This is a genomic window from Nonomuraea sp. NPDC049637 (genome assembly GCF_040675235.1).
Classification (GTDB): Bacteria; Actinomycetota; Actinomycetes; order Streptosporangiales; family Streptosporangiaceae; genus Nonomuraea.
Window position 1 is genome coordinate 30,998 of record NZ_JBFAOM010000059.1, and the last position, 19,317, is coordinate 50,314.

Genomic DNA, 19,317 nt, shown 5'->3' on the forward strand with positions numbered 1-19,317 from the left:
GATAAATTTATACGCCCGGATAACTAAGTGTGCGAGATCCGCCGAGGGAAAATCCGTTGCCGCCCGCCCGGCGGCCCGGCCACGATCGATCATGACCGTGACACGCGAGGTGCTCGCCTACTACGCACAGGATCTGGAGCACGACCGGCTGCGCGAGGGGCGCGGCCGCCTGGAGTTCTGGCGCACCCAGGACGTGCTGCGCCGCACGCTGCCGCCGGCCCCCGCCCGGGTCCTCGACGTGGGCGGCGGCACCGGCGTACATGCCGAATGGCTGCTGGCCGACGGCTACGAGGTGGAGCTGCTGGATCCCGTGCCGCTGCACGTGGAGCGGGCGGCGACGGTCCCGGGGCTGCGCGCCCGGGTCGGCGACGCGCGGCGGCTTCCCGTGCCGGACGGCGGCGCGGACGCCGTCCTGCTGCTGGGCCCGCTCTACCACCTGGCCGACCGGGCCGACCGGCTGCGGGCCCTGGGCGAGGCCCGGCGCGCCGTACGGCCCGGCGGGGTGGTGGCCGCGGCCACCAACAACCGGTACGCGGCCGTGCTCGACACCGTCAACCTCGGCACCTACCTGGAGGAACGGCAGCGGGAGGCGGCCCGTGCCGCCGCGGCGGACGGCGTCATGCTCTCCCCCAGGCGCGGATTCACCGCCTACTTCCACCACCCGGACGAGGTGGCCGCCGAGTTCGCCGAGGCCGGGCTGCCCGGCGCCGCCCGGTACGGCCTGGAGGGCACCTTCTGGCTGCACGGCGACGTCGACGACTGGCTCGACGACCCGCACCGCCGGGCCCTGCTCCTGGACGCCCAGCGCTCGATGGAGTCGGAGCCCTCGCTCCTGGGCGCCAGCGGACACCTGCTGACCGTCGCCCACCGGCCCGGCTGAGTTTCCTTACACGCCCTTGATCTCCAAAGGTTCATAGTACTAGGAGCCTAGATAAATGGAAGAAGGGTTGATCGACTTCTATCTGGACGCCCGGTCCGGCGTGTCGCCGTACCTGCAGCTGGTGCAGCAGGTACGGCACGCGCTGCGGCTGGGCCTGCTGCGCGAGGGCGACCGGCTGCCCACGGTCAAGGAGGTCGTCGCCGCGCTGGCGATCAACCCCAACACCGTGCTGAAGGCCTACCGCGAGCTGGAGCACGAGGGGCTGGCGGCGGCCCGGCCGGGCGTCGGCACGTTCGTGACCAGGACGCTGGCCGACGCCTCCCTGGCCGCGCACGGACCGCTCCGCCAGGACCTGCGCCGCTGGCTGGCCAAGGCCCGCCTGGCCGGGCTCGACGACGAGAGCATCGAGGCGCTGTTCATGAGCACCTTCCGGGCCGCCGCGCGCCGGGACACGGCATGAACGGCGTCCTGACCGCCCAGGGGCTGGGCAGAAGGTACGGCCGGCGCTGGGCCCTGCGCGACTGCTCGCTCGACGTGCCGGCCGGTCACGTCGTCGGGCTGGTCGGCCCCAACGGGGTCGGCAAGACCACGCTGCTGAAGCTGGCCGCCGGGCAGCTCAGCCCGTCCGAGGGCAGCATCGCCGTGCTCGGCGGGAACCCGCCGGACGCGCCGGGGCAGCGGGCCAGGATCGGGTTCGTCGCCCAGGACGCCCCGGTCTACGCCGGGCTGAGCGTGGCCGACCACTTACGCCTCGGCGCGCGGCTCAACCCCGGCTGGGACGCCGCGCTCGCCCACGACCGCGTCCGGCGGCTGGGCCTGGACCCGCGGCACCGGGCGGGCAGGCTGTCCGGCGGCCAGCGCGCCCAGCTCGCGCTCACCATGGGCCTGGCCAAACGGCCCGAACTGCTGCTCCTGGACGAGCCGGTCGCCGCGCTCGACCCGCTGGCCCGCCGCGAGTTCCTCCAGGGCCTGATGGAGGCCGTCGCCGAGCAGGAGCTCAGCGTGGTGCTCTCCTCCCACCTGGTCGCTGACCTCGAACGCACCTGCGACCACGTGGTCGTGCTGGTCGACTCGCGGGTGCAGGTCGCCGGCGAGGTCGAGGAGCTGCTGGCCACCCACCACCGGCTCACCGGGCCGCGCCGCGGCCCCGGCCGGCTCCCCGGCGAGCAGCAGGTGATCTCCGCACGCCACACCGACCGGCAGAGCACCCTGATCGTCCGCACGGACGCGCCGATCCACGACCCCGCCTGGACGGTCACCCCGCTCAGCCTGGAGGACCTGGTGCTGGCCTACATGGAGCGGCCCGCCGCCGCCCGTCCGCTCGCCCTGGAGGCCCAGCGATGATCTGGCTGACCTGGCGCCAGTTCCGCGCCGCCGCCGCGATGACGGCGGCCGCGCTCGCCGTGCTCGCCGCTGTCCTTGCCGTGACCGGGCCGCGGCTGGCCGGCGACTACTCGGCCGGCTGCGCCGCGGACGGCGACTGCGGGCGCTTCTTCGACCGGTTCTTCGACGAGCACCAGACCTCCTTCCTGGCCGTCACGCTCGTCGTGCTGGTCCTGCCGGCCCTGGTCGGGCTCTTCTGGGGGGCGCCGCTGATCACCCGCGAGCTGGAGAGCGGCACCCACCTGCTGGTGTGGAACCAGAGCATCACCCGCACCCGGTGGCTGGCCGTCAAGATCGGGATCGTCGGGCTGGCCGCGGTGGCCGCCGCCGGGCTGTGCAGCCTCGCGGTGACCTGGTGGTCCGCCCCGCTGGACAGGTCGGCCGCGCCGGGGTTCGGGCTGATGGACCCGCTGGTGTTCGGGGCGCGCGGCGTCGTCCCGATGGGGTACGCGGCCTTCGCGTTCGTCCTGGGCGTGACCGTGGGCATGCTGGTCCGCCGCACGCTGCCGGCGATGGCGCGGCAGCGGGCGGTGTACCAGCCCTTCGAGCGTTTCTGGCCGTTCCAGTGGATCGAGACCGGGCTCTACGTCCTGCTCGCCCTCGGCCTGACCGCGTTCTGCTTCCACCGGCTCGGAAGGAGGCTGTCATGAGGGGCACGACGCTGGCCGCGGGGCTCGTCCTGGTCCTGGCGACGGCCTGCGCCGCGCCGACGCCGCCGCGCGCCCGGCCGGGCAACGCGGCCGCGGCCGGTCCGGCCGTGTGCGCGCCGCCGCAGGGCGGCGCTCCTCCCGGCGCGGAACGGCCGACGACGATCGACGTGGTGGCGCAGGCGTACCGGTGCCTCCTCGCCCGCTACTACGGCGCCGCCGCGCTGGACGGCCGGACGCTGCTCACCGCCGGGTTCGCCGCCTTCGTCCGGGAACTCAACCGCGCCGGCCACGACCTGCCCGAGGCCACGATGTCGGCGCTGACCGGCGACGACCACGCCCGCTGGACGCACGGGACGCGCCGCCCGCCCGACGCCTACGACGGCGACCAGTACGGCCTGGGCCTCAGGATCGGCGCCGGCCCGTCCGGCGACCCCGCGACGGCCCCGCCGCCACCGCTGCCCCCACTCCTGCCCGCCCTGCTGCCCCCGCTGTTCGTGACCGCCGTGCCGGGCGGACCGGCCAAGGCCGCGGGGGTGCGCCCCGGCGACGTCATCGAGTCGGTCGCGGCGCTGAACCTGCTGCACCCCTGACGATCCCCCGCGCCGACGAGGACGGACCATCCCATGAGCCATGCCGTCGTACCGAAGCCGATCTCCCACGCCGTGTCGACCGTCTTGACCGCCCTGACCGTGTCGTGCCTGCTGTCGGCGTGCGCCTCGCCCGCGCCGCCGAGGGCCGCCGCCCGCCCGTCGGCCGCGACCACCGCGCCCGCCGCGCCCGCCGCTCCCCCGGCGCTGCCCCCGCCGACCGGCGGCCGGGCGGTCGGCGCGACCGTCCTGTACCTGAAGGACGCCTCCCGCGCCGACCCGTGGGTGCCCGAGGCCAAGGCCAGGGAGCTGATGGTCACCCTGTGGTACCCGGCGCGGACGGGGACCGGGACGCCCGCGCCCTACATGTCGGCCAAGGAGTCCGAGCTGACGCTGCGGGGCAAGCGGGTGACCGGCGCGCCCTCCGACGTGCTGAGCAAGGTGCGGACCAACGCCCGCACCGGCGCGGAACCGGACGGGCGGACGGGCGGCCTGCCCCTGGTGGTGCTCTCCCCCGGGTTCACCCTGCCGCGCGGCACGCTGACCGCCCTCGCCGAGGACCTGGCCTCCCACGGGTACGTCGTCGCCGGCGTCGACCACGCCTACGAGAACTATGCCACGACCTTCCCCGGCGGGCGCGTCGCCGCGTGCGTGGCCTGCGACAGCGACACCGACCCGGGGTTCGGGCCGAGGGTGACCGATGTGCGGGCGGCCGACGTCTCCTTCGTGCTCGACCGGCTGACCGGCCCGGACCCGGCGTGGCCGGGCTCGCGGCTGATCGACCGGAGCAGGATCGCGATGGCGGGCCACTCGATCGGCGGGGCCGCGGCGGTGGCGGCCATGCTGAAGGACCGCCGGATCCGCGCCGGCCTCGACATGGACGGCACCACGTACGCCCGGATCCCCGAGGGCGGGTTGTCGCGGCCGTTCCTGTTCCTGGGGTCGGCGGACCACCGGCCGGGCGGGCGCGACACCTCCTGGGACCGCGACTGGAGGCTGCTGTCCGGCTGGAAGCGGTGGCTGACCCTGCCCGGCGCGGACCACCAGTCCTTCACCGACGTGCCGCTGCTGGCCGGGGCGCTCGGCCTGGGCGCGCCGGGCTCCCTGGGCGCGGCCCGGCCCACGCAGATCGTCCGCGCGTACGTCCTGGCCTTCCTCGACCTGCACCTGCGCGGCAGGCCGCAACCGTTGCTGGACGGGCCGTCGGCGCGCTACCCGGAGGTGCGGTTCTGCGCGCCGGGGAGGAAGGACTGCCGGTGACCGCCCGGCCGGGAGGCCGCGGTCAGGTGAGGCGGTCGAGCAGGTCGTCGAGCGTCTCGGCCAGGGCCTGCGAGCTGGCCGGGGTGAACCAGGTGGTGCGGACGCGTTCGTTGCTGCCGTTCGGGGTCTCGTGGTCGGCCGCGAGCCGCGCCAGCGAACGGCTCTCCTCGCCCAGGGCCCGGCCGAGCCCCTGGAACAGGCCGCGGACGTAGCCCTCGGCCACCTCGGGCGGCACGCCGTGCCCGGCGGCCCACGTGCTGAGCGTGGCCAGGTAGGACAGGTGGGTGGTGAGCGTGGCGGTCAGCGCAGAGAAGACGTTGAAGGCCGCCTCGTCCTCGGCCGCGAGCACGCCGCCCCGGGCGCTCCGCGGGGAGAGGAACACCTCGGGACGCTCGCCAGGGCCCTCGCACAGGCCCGTCACCAAGGCCCGGCCGATCTCGCCCACCCCGATGCCCCCGATCCGCTGCACCACGTCTTCCTCCCGATCCGTGCCCGTACGTACTACAGCAGTCTGTACCGTCACTTCGGATGCTGGCGGGATTCAGCGCGGAGACCGGCGTCCATAGCGTTGTCCCCATGAGCGATCCGTACAGAATTGACACATATGAGCGGGCGGCGCACAGCCCGCGGACCCGGCCGCGAACCCAGCCGCGGCGACCGGCGTTGCGCGCCCTGCTGTGGATCACGGCGGTGGTCGGGGTCTCGGTGAACGTGGCGGCCGGCATCGTCACGCGGGGCGATCTGAACCCCGTCGGGCTGGCGTCGGGCGTGGTGGGCGTGGCGGGCATCGCCGGGCTGCTGATCCTGCGCTACGCCGGAGGCCGGTCGTGAGCGCCGTCGCGAGGCCCGCGATGGAGGCGGTCGTCACGCTGGAGCGGGTGAGCAAGACCTACGGTGGCGTGGTCGCCCTCGACGACGTCTCGCTGGCCTTCCCGCGCGGCCGGTTCGTGGCCGTGATGGGGCCGTCGGGCTCGGGGAAGAGCACCCTCCTGCAGGCCGCCGCGGCCCTGGAGCCGCCGACGTCCGGCGAGATCACCATCTGCGGCGTCGAGGTCACCCGCATGTCGGAGACCCGGCGCACGGAGTGGCGCAGGAAGCACCTGGGCTACGTGTTCCAGTCCTACAACCTGCTGCCCACCGTGACCGTCGAGGACAACGTCACGTTGCCGTTGCGGATGGCCGGGGTGCGGCCGGACCGGGCCTGGCTCGGCGAGCTGGTCGACCGGATGGGCCTGCGCGACCGCATGCGGCACCTGCCCACGGAGTTGTCGGGCGGCCAGCAGCAGCGGGCGGCGATCGTCCGCGCCCTGGCCGCGCGCCCGGACGTGGTGTTCGCCGACGAGCCCACCGGCGCCCTCGACCTGCGCAGCGCCGCCCACGTGCTGGACCTGCTGCGCGAGCTGGTCGACGACCTGGGCCAGACCGTCGTCATGGTCACCCACGACCCGGCCGCCGCGGCCCGCGCGCACGACACCGTCGTCATGGCCGACGGGCGGGTCCTCGACATCCTGCCCGCCCCGACCGCCGAGGACCTGGCCGTGCGGCTGGCCCGGCTGAGCGAGGAGCGGGTGGCATGATCAGGCTCGCGCTGGCGCTCGCCAAGGCGGGCGGGCTGGCCGTGGTGTTCGCCGCGGTGCTGGGCGGGATGGCGCTGGTGACCGGGACCGGGGTGCTGGTGGACTCGGCCTTCCGCGCGCAGCCGCCCCTGCGGCTGTCGGGCGCGGACGTGCTGGTCTCGGCCCGGCAGACGATCCCGCTGAAGGAGGAGCCGGACCTCGCGCTGCCCGAACGCGCCAGGATCCCCGGCTCGCTGGTCGCCGCGGCGTCACGGGTGCCCGGCGTGGCGGCCGCGGCCGGCGACCTCGCCTTTCCCGCCGCCGTCGGGTCCGGGACGGCCGGGCGGACCGCCGACCCGGCCACCGCCGGGCACGGCTGGTCGTCCCTCGCGCTGAGCGGCCGGATCACCGCCGGACGGGCGCCGCGCGCCGCCGACGAGATCGCGGTGAGCGGCGGGCGGGTCGGCGACCGGCTGCGGCTGACGGCGGCCGGCACGCCGGGCACCTACCGGGTGAGCGCCGTGGTGGACGCCCCCGGCGTGTACTTCACCGACGCCGTCGCCACCGCCCTGGCCGCCCGGACGGCGGGCCGGCCGCGGACGGTGGACCTCGTCGCGGTCCGCGCGGCGCCCGGCGTCTCCCCCGAGACGCTGGCCGCCCGGCTGAAGGCCCGCCTGGGCGACGGCTACGCGTACGCCACGGGCCGGGACCGGGCCGACGCGGAGTCGCCTGGCGCGGCGGCCGGCCGCGGGCTGCTGCTGATCCTGCCCTCCTCGATCGGCGGGATCAGCCTGCTGGTGGTCGGGTTCGTGGTGGGCGGCGGCCTGGCGCTGTCGGTCAACCGGCAGCGTCGCGACCTCGCCCTGCTGCGCGCGGCCGGCGCGACCCCGCGTCAGGTGCGCAGGCTGGTGGCCGTCCAGGCCGCGGCGGCGGCGCTGCCGGCCGTGCCGTTCGGGGCCGCGCTCGGCTACTTCCTGGCCGCCCGCTTCGGCGAGCTGCTGGCCGGGATCGGGCTGGTGCGCGCCGACCAGCCGCTGGTGTACGGGCCGCTGCCGGCCCTGGCCGCGACGCTGCTGCTGCTCGGCGTCACGCGGGTGGCCGCGTGGGCGGGGTCGTTGCGGGTGTCGCGCATGCCGGTGGTCTCCGGGCTGCCCGAGCCGCGCATGCCGTCGCCGGCGCGGACCCGGGCGGGGCTGCTGCTCATGCTCGCCGCGCTGGCGCTGTCCGTGACGCCGCTGTTCATGCGGAGCGAGGCGGGCATGATCGGTCCGGGCATCGCGTCGATCGTCGCGGTGATCGGCCTGGCGCTGGCCGGTCCGCGGCTGGTGCAGGGGGCGGCCAGGGCGGTGGCCGGGTCGCGGCTCATGACGCGGCTGCCCGGCCCGCTGTGGCTGGCGGTGCACAACTCCCACGGGTACGCGCTGCGCACCGCCGGGGCCGTGGCCGCGCTCGGCATGGTCGTCACGCTCGGCCTCAGCGTGGTGCTCAGCCAGACCACGATGGCCAAGGCGCGCGCCGACGAGGTCGCCGTGGGCCTGCGCGGCCTCGTCACGATCACCGCTCCTGACCTCGGCGGCGTCCCGCGCGGCCTGCTGGCCGACGTACGCTCGCGAACGAAGGCGGCGGGCATGGCGATGACGACCGTGGTGACCGAGCCGATGCTGACCGGCGACAGCCCCGCCCTGATGGCCACGCCCGCCATGGCGCTCGGCCCGGACGCCGAGGGCCTGGTCGACCTGGACCTCGCCGACGGCGGCCTGTCCGGCCTCAAGGGCGCGGCCGTCGCGGTGGAGGAGGGCCTGGGCCGGGTCGGCGGGAGCATGGACCTGATCATGGGCGACGGCGCGCGGGTGCGGGCGCGGGTGGCCGCCACCTACCGGCGCGGCCTCGGGTTCGGCCCGATCGTGGTCTCCCGCGACCTGGCCGCCGCGCACACGACGACCGGCCTGGACAGCGCGGTGCTGGCCCGTCCGGCCGACTTCGGCGACCTCGCGCGCCGCCCCGAGCTGCGCTTCGACCACCAGGCCGCCGGACCGCAGGCCGCCATGGCCTCGGCCCAGACGCTGGTGAACGTGGCCGTGCTGGCCGTGCTGCTGGGCTACGTGCTGGTGGCGGTCGCCAACCGGCTGGTGGCGACGACGACCGCGCGCCGGGAGGAGTTCGCCGGGCTGCGCGCGATCGGCCTGACCCCGCGTCAGCTCAGGCGCGTGGTGCGCTGGGAGGCGCTGCTCGTGGGCGCCGGTGCGTCGGTGTCGGGGCTGGTGCTGTCGGCGGTGCCGCTGGTGCTGCTGAGCGTGGGCTTCCTGGCCCGCCCGCTGCCTGCCGGGCCGTTGTGGCTGGTCCCGGCCTCTATCCTGGCAGTGATGACGATTGTGTCCCTCGCCATGGAGCTACCCGCCCGGAAGATCATGACGTGACGTGAAAGCTCTGTGGCGGTTCGTTCGGTATCACTTGACGGTGTTCGCGTCGGCCGTGGCGGCGATGGTCTCGCTGGCGGTGCTGGCCGTGGGCGTCGCGCTCGTCCCGGTGGGCGGGGTGGGGCTCGTCCTGGTGCCGCGCATGATGGCGGTGCTCCACCGGTGGACCGAGTGGCAGCGCGTGCAGGCCGGCGCGGTGCTGGGGGTCGACGTGCCGGCGCGCCCGGCGCCGCCGGCCAGGACCGGGGTGCGCGACCAGTGGCGGCAGCTCCTCACGGGCACGCGGGCCAGGCGTGATCTGCGCTGGACGGCGCTGCACGTCGTCGTGGGCCTGCCCGCCGCGCTGGCCGCCCTCGGGGTGGCCGGGCTGCTGGTGAACCCCGTGCTGGAGGCCCCGCTGTGGTGGCTGTTCCCCGCGGACGAACCGCTGCGGCTGCTGGTGGCCCTCCCGGTCACCGGATGGGAGCAGGCGATCGGCATGGGCGTCGCGCAGGTCGTCCTGGCCGCGCCGCTGGCCTGGTGGGCGCTGCCGCGGCTGGCCCGGCTGCACGCCCGCGCCTGCCTGGCCGCGCTCGCCCCCTCCGAGGCCGACCGGCTGGCCGAGCGGGTCGGCGAGCTGACCGAGAGCAGGTCGAACGTCCTCGACGCGCACGCCGCCGAGCTGCGCCGCATCGAGCGCGACCTGCACGACGGCACCCAGGCCCGGCTGGTCGCCATCGCGATGCGGCTGGCCATGGCCCGCGAGGCGCTCGACGACGACGGCGGGCCCGTCGGCCGGCTGCTGAAGGACGCGCACGAGGGCACCGAGGAGGCGATGACCGAGTTGCGGCAGGTGATCCGGACGATGTACCCGCCCGTCCTGGCCGACAGGGGCCTGGCCGGCGCGGTGGCCGCCGTGACGGCCAAGGCCGGCCTGCCCGTCGAGACGGACGTCAGCGGCCTCGGCGCGGTGCCCGCCGCGGTCGAGACGGCGGCCTACTTCATCGTGGCCGAGGCGGTCACGAACGCCACCAAGCACAGCGGCGCCGGCCACGTCACCGTACGGCTGGCGTCCGGCCGCGTGCTGCGCATCGAGGTCTGCGACGACGGCAGGGGCGGCGTCGACGAGAGCCGCGGCACCGGCGTCACCGGCATCCGCAGGAGGGCCGCCGCGCTCGACGGTACCTTGTCCATCGACAGCCCTCCCGGAGGGCCCACCCGTCTCGTCGTGGAGCTGCCGTGCGCGTCGTGATCGCCGAGGACAACGTCCTGCTGTCCACGGGGCTGGAACTGCTCCTGACCAGCAAGGACATCGAGGTGGCCGCGGTCGTGACGGACGCCGGCGCCCTGCTGGACGCCGTCACCGAGCACCGGCCCGACCTGGTGATCGCCGACGTGCGGCTGCCGCCGTCGTTCCGCGACGAGGGCATCAGGGCCGCCGTCGCCCTCCGGCGCGCCGACCCGGCCCTGCCCATCCTGGTCCTGTCCCAGTACGTCGAGCGCATCTACGCCCGCGAACTGCTGGCGCACGGCTCGGGCGGCGTCGGCTACCTGCTGAAGGACCGGGTCAGCCGGGTGAGCCAGTTCGTCGAGGACGTCCGCCGGGTCGCCGCGGGCGGCACGGTCATGGACCCCGAGGTCATCGCCCAGCTCATGGTCGGGCGGGGCCACGGCCTGGACAGCCTCACCGGCCGGGAGCGGGAGGTGTTGTCCTGGATGGCCCAGGGCCTGAGCAACACCGAGATCGGCGAGCGGCTGACGATCACCGACAACGCGGTGCACAAGCACATCGGCAGCATCTTCGCCAAGCTCGGCCTGGCCGTCTCGGACGGCGGCCACCGCCGGGTCATGGCCGTGCTCACCTTCCTCGACGACCAGTGACCCGCCTGCCCTACGCCGGGCCCAGGCGGGCGCGGACGGCCGCGTCCACGTCGGGCGGCAGCGGGCCCTTGCGGGCGGCGGCGACGTTGGCCCGCAGGTGTTCCGGCCGGGCCGAGCCGACGATCACCGAGTGCAGCTCCGGATGGCCGAGGATGAACCGGAGCAGCAGTTCGGTCACCGGCGCGCCGTCGGCCAGCTCCTCCAGGCGGGCGGCGGCGAGCCGGGCGTGGCGCTGCGCCAGCGGCCGGCGCACCGGCTCGGGCACGGCCTCGGGCGGCGGCGCGAGCGAGCGGGCCACCGCCCCGCGGGCGATCGTGCCCGCCCCGCTCGCCGCTGCGGCCCCGGCGAGCCGTTCGTGGGAGCGGTCGAGCGCCGAGTAGGGCAGCAGGAACACGTCGAACGCGCCCGTCGCGATGTGGTCGGGAAGGTGCGGCAGCTCCCCCGACATGCCGGTGAAGCGGATCAGGCCCTCGTCCTGGAGTGCCCGCATCCCGGCGACGGTGTCCTCGGCCGCCATCACCGAGACGCTCGGGCTGAGGTGCACCATCAGCACGTCGAGATGGCCGGTGCGCATCCGGCGCAGGCTGCGCTCGACGCCCGCGCGCACGTTCGCCCTCGTGTAGTCGTGCGCGGGGTCGCCGTCCGTGAGGGAGCAGCCGCACTTGCCCGCCAGGACGAACTCGTCGCGGCGGTGCGCGATCCAGCGGCCGATGTGCTCCTCGGCGTCGCCGTAGTCGGGTGCGGTGTCGATGAGGTTCACCCCGGCGTCGAGGGCCTCGTTCAGCACGGCGCGGGCCGCGTCGTCGGACACCGGCGGGCCCCAGGCGCGGGGGCCGCGCAGTTCCATGGCGCCGTAGCCGAGGCGGCTGACGCGCAGGCCGATGCGGCCGAGGGTGGCGGTGGGCAGGGTCACGTCAGTGCTTCGCGTAGTGGCCGGCGACGGCGGCGAAGGCGGCCTTGGGGTCCCAGGGCAGGCCGGGGTAGGCGGTGCCGGAGCGGTCCTCGTAGACCTTGACGACGCCGTAGCTGGCCAGGTCCAGGTCGTCGCGGGGGTCGCCGTCGGGGCGGTGCGGGTGGTCGCGCAGCGCGAAGGTGAACACGAAGGCGCTGTCCACGCCGGCGGCGTCGAAGATCTCCAGCAGCTCGCGCACGTACGCGGCCTGGCCCTCCTCGTCGCGGACGTGCTCGCCGGTCAGCCGGAGCGGCTCGCGGGTGCCCGGGGCGTACTCGACGATCTCCAGGCCGAGCGCGCCGCGGTCGCCCGCGCCGCGGTAGGTCGCCGAGCCGAACTCGGTGATCGCGACCGGCCTGCCCTCCGCGACGAGGCCGCGCACGCCCTGCTCGAAGACGTCCACGATCTCGGCCGACCGGTAGAGGTCCACGGAGACCAGGTCGAACGGCGTCCAGTCGACGCCTTCGAGCGGCACGGAGGCGTAGGTCACCCGGCCGCCGAACCGCTCGCGCACGACGGCCACCGCCCGCCCGAGGAAGTCGTTGACCCGCGTGCGGACGCCGCCGACCAGCTCGCGCACCCGTTCCGGACGGCTCAGCAGGGCGACCCGCTCGTCGATGTCGTCCCCGGGCAGGAAGCCCTTGCTCATCAGGCACAGCTCGGCGCCGGTGACGAAGACCACCTCGGCGCCGCGCCGCCTGAGCCGTTCGGCGCGCTCGGCGCAGTCGGCGAACAGCGCCAGCATCTCCTCCTCGGTCAGCTCCAGCGGATAGGGCGAGAACCAGACCTCCAGCCCGAGGTCGGCGGCGTGGCGGGCGGCGATCTCCAGGCGTTCGGGGTCGCCGCCCATGACGCGGACGGCCGTGCAGTGCAGGTCGTCCCGGATGACGCGCATCTCGCGCGCCACCACGTCGGGGTCGAACCCGGGGTGGCCGATCGTCCCGTTGACGACGAAACCGGTGTCGTAGCTGATGCCTTTGGCACGCATGGCTGTTCCCTTCAGATTTACGGTACTGCCCGTACCTTAGCCTATGTGAGGTACGGTCGGTACCCTCAGACCGAGGAGGGTGGCGATGGCCGAGGCAGGCGGGCGGACACGGCGGCGCGGGGCCGCGCTGGAGGAGGCGATCCTGAGCGCGGCGGCCGACGAGCTCACCGAGTCCGGGTTCGCCGGGCTCACGATGGACAAGGTCGCGGCCCGCGCCGGCACCAACAAGAACGCCATCTACCGCCGCTGGCCGGGCCGCCTGGCCCTCGGCGTCGCCGCCTACAAGCGGCTGGCCACGACGGTCTCGCCGCCCGACACCGGCGAGCTGCGCGGCGACGCCCTGGAGCTGCTGCGCCGGGCCAACCGCTACTGGAGCTCGCCCCTCGGCGCGATCCTGCGCGACCTGATCGCCGCCGCCGGCGGCGCCGCCGAGCTGCTGGCCCAGCTCCAGGAGCAGTCGGACGACGCGGTGGCCGCGCCCTGGCTGGCCGTCCTGGAACGGGCGGTGGCCCGCGGCGAGGCCGACCCCGAGTCGCTGCGCCCGAGGGTCGCCACGGTGGCCATCGTGCTGCTGCGCAACGAGTTCGTGGTGCGGGGTGCGCCCAGCGCCCCGGACGACGTCCTGGTGGAGATCGTGGACGAGGTCTTCCTGCCGCTGGTCCGGCGAGGCCGGGACGCCTGAGGCAGGCTCACCAGAGCCGGTCGATCTCCCCGGGGTGGAGCTCGACGCGCGCGTGGTGGAACGACAGCCGGTGCGCCCGGCCGTGGGCCGAGGGGAAGTCGCCCATCGTGACCTTGTCGAACCCGGGCCGGTCGCTGGGGAAGGGCGCCTGCGGCGTGCCGCCGACCAGCACCGCGCCGGGGACGGCCGACCAGCCGGCGCTCTCGTAGAAGCCCTGGAGCGGCCGGTCGCAGGTGAACAGGGCGACGTCGAAGCCCGCCTCGGCGACGGCCGCGCGCGCGGCGCCCACCAGGCGGCGGCCGTGCCCCCGGCCGCGGGCGGCCTTCCTGGTCACCACGGTGCTCAGGCCCGCGGCGCGGAACCGGTGGCCGGCGTGGGTGAGGGTCTTGGACAGGATGTCCAGGGCGGCCAGGACCGTGCCCTCGTCGAGGAGGATCATGGTCCGGGGGGCGAGGGTGGGGTCGTGCGCGGGGCCGCCGCCGTCGGGCGCGGGGAAGTCGTGGCCCGGCCAGGCCTCCCGTTGCAGGTCGCGCACCTGGGCCAGCAGGGCCGTGGGCACGTCCGGCTCGGGGAACGACCTGATGAGCATGGCTCCCGAGTGTGCCGCGCGACGGCCCCCCGGCGCAAACGGGGGCCGGTCGGCGGGTCAGGGGTGGGTGGCGGGCGAGGAGGGGCGGTTGTCGTCGTCCTGGCCGGCGGGTGATGAGGGGCGGTTGTCGTCGTCCTGGCCGGCGGGCGTGGCCGCCAGGATGTCGGTCAGGACCGCCAGGATGCGTTCGGCGTCGGTGAGCAGGCTGCCGCTCAGCGCCCAGCCGGCCGGGTGGGCGACCTCGCCCTTCTGGATCTCCGTCGTCATCTGGTCGTGAATGCGGCTCGCCTGCGCCTCCGCCCGGCCGAGCAGGGTGCGGGCCTTTCCGGCGTCCGGGTCGCGCCGTACGGTGGCGGTCAAGGCGTCGCCCAGCAGGTCCAGCAGGTCGGCGTAGTCGCGGGCGTAGTCGGGGCTGACGTCGGTCGAGGGCCCGTCGTGGTGTTCCAGGTGCGCCAGGGCGTGCACGATCGTGTGCACGTGCGCGGCCAGCGTGGTCAGCCGGCGCAGCACCTGCTCGTGGTCCTGCGCGGCCGTGACCGGGTGGAGGCTGTGGCGCAGGTTGTAGCGGCGGCTCTCGGCGCCGTCGGCCACGGCGGCGGCCGCGTCGGCCAGGTGCTCGTCCAGCCGGACGGCCTGGCGTTCCCAGTCGGGCAGCGCCGAGAGGTTCCACTCGTCCCGTAAGCCCTCGGCGACGGAGGTCAGCAGCGCGGCCGTCTCGCGGGCCAGGCGGCGGACGGCCGCGTCGGGCCGGTCGCGGTACAGCGGCGGCCACAACACGCTGTTGACCACCGCGCCGCTCACCGCGCCGATGGCCGTGGCCAGCACGTACGCCAGCAGGTAGCGCTCCTGGGAGGCGGCGGCGAAGGAGAGCAGCAGCACGGCGGTGGTGGCGACGTCGGAGCCGTGGTTGCCCATGCGGTGCCAGCGGGCGGCGATCAGCGCGGGCGGCACGACCAGGACCAGGCTGAGCACGCCCAGGCCGAGCAGGTGCCCGATGCTGCCGGCCAGGATGACCCCGGCGCCGACCGCGGCGACCCGGCGCAGGCCGTTGGTGAGGGTGCGGTACACGGTGGCGTGCACCATGATCACCGCGGTGGCGGGGGCGATCCAGGTGGCGCCGAGCGCCAGCAGCCGGCTGGCCGTCAGCCAGGCCAGCACCGCCGCCAGCGTCGCCTTGGCGATCTGCAGCGCCTGCAACCGCTGGTACGACCCCGGCTTGGCCAGCCCGGCGGCCTGCCCGCGCACGTACGCCAGCTCACGCTTGACGGCCGCGGACATCCGGCCACTCCAGCCACTCCACATGACGTGACATTTACTCACATTTAGGGCATGCCGCAAGCATCTCCCCGCCGACGGCGCGGCTCGCGGCGGCATGAGAGGATCACCGGCCATGGAGATCATCGACAGCGGCCGGTTCGAGCCCGCCCCGGACGGTTCCGCCAACTTCGCCGAGCACCTGAGCGTGCCCGCGCTCAGCTTCGGCACGTACTCCATCCCGGCCGGCGCCGTCGACGGCCAGTCGCCGCACGCCGAGGACGAGATCTACGTCGTCACCAGCGGACGCGCCTCCTTCACCGCGGGCGGCGTCACCACCGAGGTCGGCCCCGGCACCACCCTGTTCGTCCCGGCCCGCGAGGAGCACCGCTTCCACGACGTCACCGAGGACCTGGTGACGCTGGTGTTCTTCGGGCCCGCCTACAGCGGCGTCCCCACGTCCTGACGCCCCTCGGCCGTCGGGCGCGCGAACTCGTGGGCCGCGAGCGCGCCACGAGCGCGCCGGGCTGAGGAGACTGGAGGGCGGGAGCGGCCGCCCGGCCGTTCCCGTCGCGTGACCGTCGCCCACCGTTGCCGCCCGGCCCTGACGAGATGAGAGCCCTCATGACTGTCACCCCCGCCCAGCTGCGCGACCTCGCGCGCCGCGCTCAGGACCTCGCCGCCGAGGTGCGCTCGCTGTGCGACGGCGAGCCCGCCGGATCCCCCGAGGGCGACCAGCTCCGGGCCGCGCGGCACGCCGCCGACTGGCTGGACCGGGGCGGCGAGGACCTGCAACGGGCGGCCGGCGACCTGGCCCGGCTGCGGGCGCAGCGTGAGCAGGTCTGCGGCATGCCGTGGGGCGTCTGCCCCGAGCACGGCAACACCCTGTCCTACCGGGCGAACATCACCGAGTGCCGGGTCTGCCACCGCACCTGGCCGCAGGACCGGGCCGGCCGGCCCTGCCAGGAGCTGGTCCGGTGGAAGGTGACCGACCAGGCCGGGACGGTGACCAGGATGTGCGACGGGCACGTGCTCGGCGCCCGCGCCGTGCTGCACGGGGCCACCTTCACCCGTCTTGATGCCGAGGGCGCCCAGGCCTGAACCTGCCCGACAGGACGGTGGCGCTGTTGATCACCGAGACGTGGCTGTAGGCCTGCGGGAAGTTGCCGACCTGCCGGTGGTGCACGGTGTCGTACTCCTCCGCCAGCAGGCCGACGTCGTTGCGCAGGCCGAGCAGCCGCTCGAACAGCTCGGTGGCCCGGCGCCGGCGGCCGGTCGCGGCCAGGGCGTCGGCCAGCCAGAAGGAGCAGGCCAGGAAGGTGCCCTCGCCGCCGGGCAGGCCGTCGATGTTCTCCTCCTCGGCCTGGTAGCGCAGGACGAGACCGTCGTGGACGAGGTCGCGGGCGATCGCGTCCACGGTGCCGACGACGCGCGGATCGCCGGGCGGCAGGAAGCCGAGGCGCGGGATGAGCAGCAGGGCCGCGTCCAGGCCGGTCGAGCCGTAGTACTGGGTGAAGGTGTTGCGTTCGGCGTCGTAGCCGTGGGCGCAGACGTCCTGGTGGATGCGTTCGCGCAGGGCGCGCCAGCGGCCCGCCGGGCCGTCGCGGCCGAACGTCTCGACAGCCTGGATCATGCGGTCGGCCGCGACCCAGGCCAGCACCTTGGAGTGCACGAACGGGCGGCGCGGCCCCCGGGTCTCCCACAGCCCGTTGTCTGGCTGGTCCCAGATGCCTTCGAGGTAGTTCATCAGGGCGTTCTGCAGGTCCCAGGCCTCGTCGTCGACGGCCAGGCCGGACCGGCGGGCCAGGTGCAGGCAGTCGAGGGTCTCGCCGTAGACGTCGAGCTGGAGCTGGCCGGAGGCGGCGTTGCCGACGCGTACGGGCTGGGACGCCTCGTAGCCCGACAACCAGTCGGCGGTCCATTCGGGGATGCGCCGGCCGCCCTCGACGGTGTACATGATCTGCAGGTCGGCGGGGTGCCCGGCGACGGCCCGCAGCAGCCATTCGCGCCAGGCGCGCGCCTCGGCGTCGTAGCCGGCGGTCATCATGGCCTGCAGGGTGAAGCTGGCGTCGCGCAGCCAGCAGTAGCGGTAGTCCCAGTTGCGCGAGCCGCCCAGCTGCTCGGGCAGCGAGGTGGTGGCGGCGGCGACGAGCCCGCCGGTGGGGGCGTAGGTGAGGGCCTTGAGGGTGAGCAGGCTCGTGCGGACGGCTTCGTCGTAGTCGCCCTGGTAGCCGCACCGGCCGGCCCACTCGCGCCACAGCCGTTCGGTGTCGGCCAGGGCCTCGGGCGGGTCGACCGGTTCCGGGCGCGGCAGCCACGACTGCTGCCAGGTCAGCGCGAACGGCACCCGCTGCCCCTCCCCCACCGTGAAGGAGGCGGTGGTGCGGTGCCGGTCGGCGTCCGGGCACAGCTCGACGGGGGTGCGCAGCCAGGTGGCGTCGCCGCCGGCGACCGCGGCCAGCACGCCGGGCTCGTAGCGCAGCCAGGGGACGTCGTGGCCGTAGTCGAAGCGCAGCACCAGTTCCATGGTCATCTCGACCCGGCCGCGCACGCCCTCGACGATCCGCACCACGTCGGGGGCCTCGCCGCGGGGCGGCATGAAGTCCACCACCCGGACGCTGCCGCCGGGGCCGTCCCAGGTGGTCTCCAGGATGAGGGTGCCCTGGCGGTAGCGGCGGGAGGTGGCCCGGCCGCCGCCCGCGGGGGCCAGCAGCCAGCGTCCGGCGGACGGGCCGTCGAGCAGCGCGGCGAAGCAGGCGGGCGAGTCGAAGCGGGGCAGGCACAACCAGTCGATCGAGCCGTCGCGGCCGACGAGCGCGGCGGTGTGCATGTCGCCGATCAGGGCGTAGTCCTCGATCCGCATCGGCGCCGGCTCCTTCCGTCAGGCCACGCGGTGGGGTTCGGCGGCGGCGGCGCGCAGCTCCAGCCCGTGGCCGGGGGCGTCGGGCCGGGGGCGGGCCGAGCCGCCGGAGGGGTCGGCGGCGCCGTCGAACAGCTCGGCCTCGATGCGCTGGTGGTCGTGGAACCACTCGACGTGGCGCAGGTTGGCGGTGCTCGCGGCGGCCGGGAGGTGCAGGTTGGGCGCGCAGTGGGCGGACACCTGCAGGTTGTGGCCCGTGGCGATCGCGGCGGCGGCGAACCAGCCGGTGTAGCCGCCGCAGCGGGTGGCGTCGACCTGGAGGCAGTCGACGGCCTGGGCCCGGCACATGCGGGTGAAGTAGGCGGGGTCGCAGCCGTACTCGCCGGCGGTGACGTCGGGGGCGGCCCGCTCGCGGACGAGCCGCAGGCCCGGCAGGTCGTCGGAGGACACGGGCTCCTCGAACCAGGTCACGTCGTGCTCGCCCATGCGCGCGGCCAGGCGGACGGCCTGCTTGGCGGTGTAGCCGCCGTTGGCGTCGACGTACAGCTCGGCCCGGTCGCCGATGACGCGGCGGGCCAGGGCCACGCGGTGCAGGTCGCGGTCGGGGCGGCTGCCGGACGACTCGCCGATCTTGATCTTGACGCGGCCGATGCCCTGCTCGTGGACCCAGCGGGCGAGCTGGGCGGTGGTGGCCTCGTCGTCGTAGGTGGTGAAGCCGCCCGAGCCGTACAGGGGGACCTCGGGCCGGGCGGCGCCGAACAGGCGGGTCAGCGGCAGGCCGAGCAGGCGCGCCTTGAGGTCCCACAGCGCCACGTCGGCGGCCGAGACGGCGTAGCCGGCGACGCCGGGACGGCCCGCGTTGCGCACCTGCCGGAGCATCGCGGCGTGCAGGGCGGGGATGTCGGCGGCGTCCGCGCCGGTCAGGAGGCCGGCCAGCAGCTCGGTGACGACCGAGGCGGCGGCGGCCGGGGCGTAGGTCCAGCCGGTGCCGGTGACGCCCGCGGCGGTCAGGGTGACGACGACCATGGTGGTGGACCGCCAGGCCAGCGTGCCGTCGCCTTCGGGCTGGTCGGTGGGGATGCGGTAGGCGGCCGCCCCGGCGTTCTCGATCGTGCTCATGACATCCCTGGCCCTACCCGATGGCTCCCGGCATGACGCCTCGGCTCCCCGCCAAGCAACCTGAATTGCCTGTTCCGGGGCCGGACGCCTAGGGTGGCTGGAATGTCAGTCAAGGAGCCCGCGGACGCGCTCGCGGCCGTGGTCGCGCTGCGCCGCCTGGCCGACCAGCTGGAGGACGCCGCCGTGGAGCAGGCGATGCGGGCGGGCTGGAGCTGGCCGCAGGTGGCCGAGGCGCTCGGCGTCACCCGCCAGGCGGTCCACAAGAAGCACGCCAAGCGGC

The 19,317-nt window shown here is 75.2% G+C and carries 21 protein-coding genes; 14 read left to right on the top strand and 7 right to left on the bottom strand.

Annotated features, from left to right (window positions below; all coding sequences use genetic code 11):
- Positions 1-91: 91 nt before the first annotated feature.
- The 6 genes from AB0J71_RS44330 to AB0J71_RS44355 are packed head-to-tail and all read left to right on the top strand — an operon-like array spanning position 92 to position 4,760.
- Positions 92-880, top strand: coding sequence for a methyltransferase domain-containing protein (locus AB0J71_RS44330; RefSeq protein ID WP_364420204.1), 789 nt, complete (start codon positions 92-94; stop codon positions 878-880).
- Between the two features lie 55 nt (positions 881-935).
- On the top strand, positions 936-1,340 hold the full coding sequence (locus AB0J71_RS44335; protein ID WP_352324416.1) for a GntR family transcriptional regulator: 405 nt from the start codon (positions 936-938) through the stop codon (positions 1,338-1,340).
- Positions 1,337-2,224 carry an ABC transporter ATP-binding protein gene (locus tag AB0J71_RS44340; protein WP_364420206.1) on the top strand — a complete coding sequence of 296 codons (888 nt, stop codon included), beginning with the start codon at positions 1,337-1,339 and terminating at the stop codon, positions 2,222-2,224. The genes AB0J71_RS44335 and AB0J71_RS44340 overlap by 4 nt, the downstream gene beginning before the upstream one ends.
- On the top strand, positions 2,221-2,913 hold the full coding sequence (locus tag AB0J71_RS44345; RefSeq protein WP_364420208.1) for a hypothetical protein: 693 nt from the start codon (positions 2,221-2,223) through the stop codon (positions 2,911-2,913). The genes AB0J71_RS44340 and AB0J71_RS44345 overlap by 4 nt, the downstream gene beginning before the upstream one ends.
- The gene (locus AB0J71_RS44350) at positions 2,910-3,503 is read left to right on the top strand and encodes a hypothetical protein (protein WP_364420210.1); all 594 of its coding nucleotides are present in this window, start codon (positions 2,910-2,912) and stop codon (positions 3,501-3,503) included. Before AB0J71_RS44345 ends, AB0J71_RS44350 begins: the two co-directional genes overlap by 4 nt.
- Positions 3,504-3,536: 33 nt before the next feature.
- Positions 3,537-4,760: an alpha/beta hydrolase gene (locus AB0J71_RS44355; protein WP_364420212.1), complete on the top strand. Its 1,224-nt coding sequence runs from the start codon at positions 3,537-3,539 to the stop codon at positions 4,758-4,760.
- Between the two features lie 22 nt (positions 4,761-4,782).
- Here the strand turns inward: AB0J71_RS44355 and AB0J71_RS44360 are convergent, their stop codons facing one another.
- Complete coding sequence (locus tag AB0J71_RS44360; RefSeq protein ID WP_364420214.1) at positions 4,783-5,232, bottom strand: hypothetical protein; 450 nt, start codon at positions 5,230-5,232, stop codon at positions 4,783-4,785.
- A 104-nt stretch (positions 5,233-5,336) separates the two neighbouring features.
- Between AB0J71_RS44360 and AB0J71_RS44365 the strand changes: the two genes are divergently transcribed.
- Genes AB0J71_RS44365 through AB0J71_RS44385 form a run of 5 tightly spaced genes read left to right on the top strand, consistent with a single transcriptional unit; the run spans position 5,337 to position 10,593 of the window.
- A complete protein-coding gene (locus AB0J71_RS44365; protein WP_364420216.1) occupies positions 5,337-5,591 on the top strand; it encodes a hypothetical protein in 255 nt (84 codons plus the stop codon).
- 20 nt (positions 5,592-5,611) lie between these two features.
- On the top strand, positions 5,612-6,337 hold the full coding sequence (locus tag AB0J71_RS44370) for an ABC transporter ATP-binding protein (protein ID WP_352324445.1): 726 nt from the start codon (positions 5,612-5,614) through the stop codon (positions 6,335-6,337).
- Positions 6,334-8,733, top strand: a complete 2,400-nt coding sequence (locus tag AB0J71_RS44375) for an ABC transporter permease (RefSeq protein ID WP_352324422.1) — start codon at positions 6,334-6,336, stop codon at positions 8,731-8,733. Before AB0J71_RS44370 ends, AB0J71_RS44375 begins: the two co-directional genes overlap by 4 nt.
- Before the next feature lie 40 nt (positions 8,734-8,773).
- Positions 8,774-9,964, top strand: coding sequence for a sensor domain-containing protein (locus AB0J71_RS44380; RefSeq protein ID WP_352324423.1), 1,191 nt, complete (start codon positions 8,774-8,776; stop codon positions 9,962-9,964).
- Positions 9,952-10,593 carry a response regulator transcription factor gene (locus AB0J71_RS44385; RefSeq protein WP_364420218.1) on the top strand — a complete coding sequence of 214 codons (642 nt, stop codon included), beginning with the start codon at positions 9,952-9,954 and terminating at the stop codon, positions 10,591-10,593. The genes AB0J71_RS44380 and AB0J71_RS44385 overlap by 13 nt, the downstream gene beginning before the upstream one ends.
- A gap of 10 nt (positions 10,594-10,603) precedes the next feature.
- On the opposite strand, the gene AB0J71_RS44390 is transcribed toward AB0J71_RS44385, so the two are convergent.
- Positions 10,604-11,506, bottom strand: a complete 903-nt coding sequence (locus AB0J71_RS44390; protein WP_364420220.1) for an aldo/keto reductase — start codon at positions 11,504-11,506, stop codon at positions 10,604-10,606.
- Position 11,507: 1 nt separating this feature from the next.
- Complete coding sequence (locus tag AB0J71_RS44395) at positions 11,508-12,533, bottom strand: hypothetical protein (protein ID WP_364420222.1); 1,026 nt, start codon at positions 12,531-12,533, stop codon at positions 11,508-11,510.
- Positions 12,534-12,618: 85 nt separating this feature from the next.
- On the opposite strand from AB0J71_RS44395, the gene AB0J71_RS44400 reads away from it, so the two are divergent.
- On the top strand, positions 12,619-13,215 hold the full coding sequence (locus AB0J71_RS44400; protein WP_352324427.1) for a TetR/AcrR family transcriptional regulator: 597 nt from the start codon (positions 12,619-12,621) through the stop codon (positions 13,213-13,215).
- A gap of 7 nt (positions 13,216-13,222) precedes the next feature.
- Here AB0J71_RS44400 and AB0J71_RS44405 read toward each other — a convergent pair whose 3' ends face one another.
- Both AB0J71_RS44405 and AB0J71_RS44410 read right to left on the bottom strand, forming a co-directional pair.
- Positions 13,223-13,804 carry a GNAT family N-acetyltransferase gene (locus AB0J71_RS44405; protein ID WP_364420224.1) on the bottom strand — a complete coding sequence of 194 codons (582 nt, stop codon included), beginning with the start codon at positions 13,802-13,804 and terminating at the stop codon, positions 13,223-13,225.
- A 57-nt stretch (positions 13,805-13,861) separates the two neighbouring features.
- Positions 13,862-15,082: an aromatic acid exporter family protein gene (locus tag AB0J71_RS44410; protein WP_364420226.1), complete on the bottom strand. Its 1,221-nt coding sequence runs from the start codon at positions 15,080-15,082 to the stop codon at positions 13,862-13,864.
- Positions 15,083-15,194: 112 nt separating this feature from the next.
- Between AB0J71_RS44410 and AB0J71_RS44415 the strand changes: the two genes are divergently transcribed.
- A complete protein-coding gene (locus tag AB0J71_RS44415) occupies positions 15,195-15,524 on the top strand; it encodes a cupin domain-containing protein (protein ID WP_352324430.1) in 330 nt (109 codons plus the stop codon).
- A gap of 158 nt (positions 15,525-15,682) precedes the next feature.
- Positions 15,683-16,159, top strand: coding sequence for a hypothetical protein (locus tag AB0J71_RS44420; RefSeq protein ID WP_352324431.1), 477 nt, complete (start codon positions 15,683-15,685; stop codon positions 16,157-16,159).
- Here AB0J71_RS44420 and AB0J71_RS44425 read toward each other — a convergent pair.
- Together AB0J71_RS44425 and AB0J71_RS44430 are read right to left on the bottom strand one after the other, a co-directional pair.
- Positions 16,125-17,921, bottom strand: a complete 1,797-nt coding sequence (locus AB0J71_RS44425) for a glycoside hydrolase family 15 protein (protein WP_352324432.1) — start codon at positions 17,919-17,921, stop codon at positions 16,125-16,127. The genes AB0J71_RS44420 and AB0J71_RS44425 overlap by 35 nt on opposite strands.
- Before the next feature lie 18 nt (positions 17,922-17,939).
- Positions 17,940-19,037 (bottom strand): enolase C-terminal domain-like protein, encoded by a 1,098-nt coding sequence (locus tag AB0J71_RS44430; protein WP_364420228.1) that lies wholly within the window; start codon positions 19,035-19,037, stop codon positions 17,940-17,942.
- Positions 19,038-19,317 lie beyond the last annotated feature (280 nt).

Excerpts from the sequence above, each read along its gene's own strand:
- AB0J71_RS44330 (WP_364420204.1), top strand. The coding sequence starts at position 92 with ATGACCGTGACACGCGAGGTGCTCGCCTACTACGCACAGGATCTGGAG.
- AB0J71_RS44335 (WP_352324416.1), top strand. The coding sequence starts at position 936 with ATGGAAGAAGGGTTGATCGACTTCTATCTGGACGCCCGGTCCGGCGTG.
- AB0J71_RS44340 (WP_364420206.1), top strand. The coding sequence starts at position 1,337 with ATGAACGGCGTCCTGACCGCCCAGGGGCTGGGCAGAAGGTACGGCCGG.
- AB0J71_RS44345 (WP_364420208.1), top strand. The coding sequence starts at position 2,221 with ATGATCTGGCTGACCTGGCGCCAGTTCCGCGCCGCCGCCGCGATGACG.
- AB0J71_RS44350 (WP_364420210.1), top strand. The coding sequence starts at position 2,910 with ATGAGGGGCACGACGCTGGCCGCGGGGCTCGTCCTGGTCCTGGCGACG.
- AB0J71_RS44355 (WP_364420212.1), top strand. The coding sequence starts at position 3,537 with ATGAGCCATGCCGTCGTACCGAAGCCGATCTCCCACGCCGTGTCGACC.
- AB0J71_RS44365 (WP_364420216.1), top strand. The coding sequence starts at position 5,337 with ATGAGCGATCCGTACAGAATTGACACATATGAGCGGGCGGCGCACAGC.
- AB0J71_RS44370 (WP_352324445.1), top strand. The coding sequence starts at position 5,612 with ATGGAGGCGGTCGTCACGCTGGAGCGGGTGAGCAAGACCTACGGTGGC.
- AB0J71_RS44375 (WP_352324422.1), top strand. The coding sequence starts at position 6,334 with ATGATCAGGCTCGCGCTGGCGCTCGCCAAGGCGGGCGGGCTGGCCGTG.
- AB0J71_RS44395 (WP_364420222.1), bottom strand. The coding sequence starts at position 12,533 with ATGCGTGCCAAAGGCATCAGCTACGACACCGGTTTCGTCGTCAACGGG.
- AB0J71_RS44400 (WP_352324427.1), top strand. The coding sequence starts at position 12,619 with ATGGCCGAGGCAGGCGGGCGGACACGGCGGCGCGGGGCCGCGCTGGAG.
- AB0J71_RS44405 (WP_364420224.1), bottom strand. The coding sequence starts at position 13,804 with ATGCTCATCAGGTCGTTCCCCGAGCCGGACGTGCCCACGGCCCTGCTG.
- AB0J71_RS44410 (WP_364420226.1), bottom strand. The coding sequence starts at position 15,082 with ATGTCCGCGGCCGTCAAGCGTGAGCTGGCGTACGTGCGCGGGCAGGCC.
- AB0J71_RS44415 (WP_352324430.1), top strand. The coding sequence starts at position 15,195 with ATGGAGATCATCGACAGCGGCCGGTTCGAGCCCGCCCCGGACGGTTCC.
- AB0J71_RS44420 (WP_352324431.1), top strand. The coding sequence starts at position 15,683 with ATGACTGTCACCCCCGCCCAGCTGCGCGACCTCGCGCGCCGCGCTCAG.
- AB0J71_RS44425 (WP_352324432.1), bottom strand. The coding sequence starts at position 17,921 with ATGCGGATCGAGGACTACGCCCTGATCGGCGACATGCACACCGCCGCG.
- AB0J71_RS44430 (WP_364420228.1), bottom strand. The coding sequence starts at position 19,037 with ATGAGCACGATCGAGAACGCCGGGGCGGCCGCCTACCGCATCCCCACC.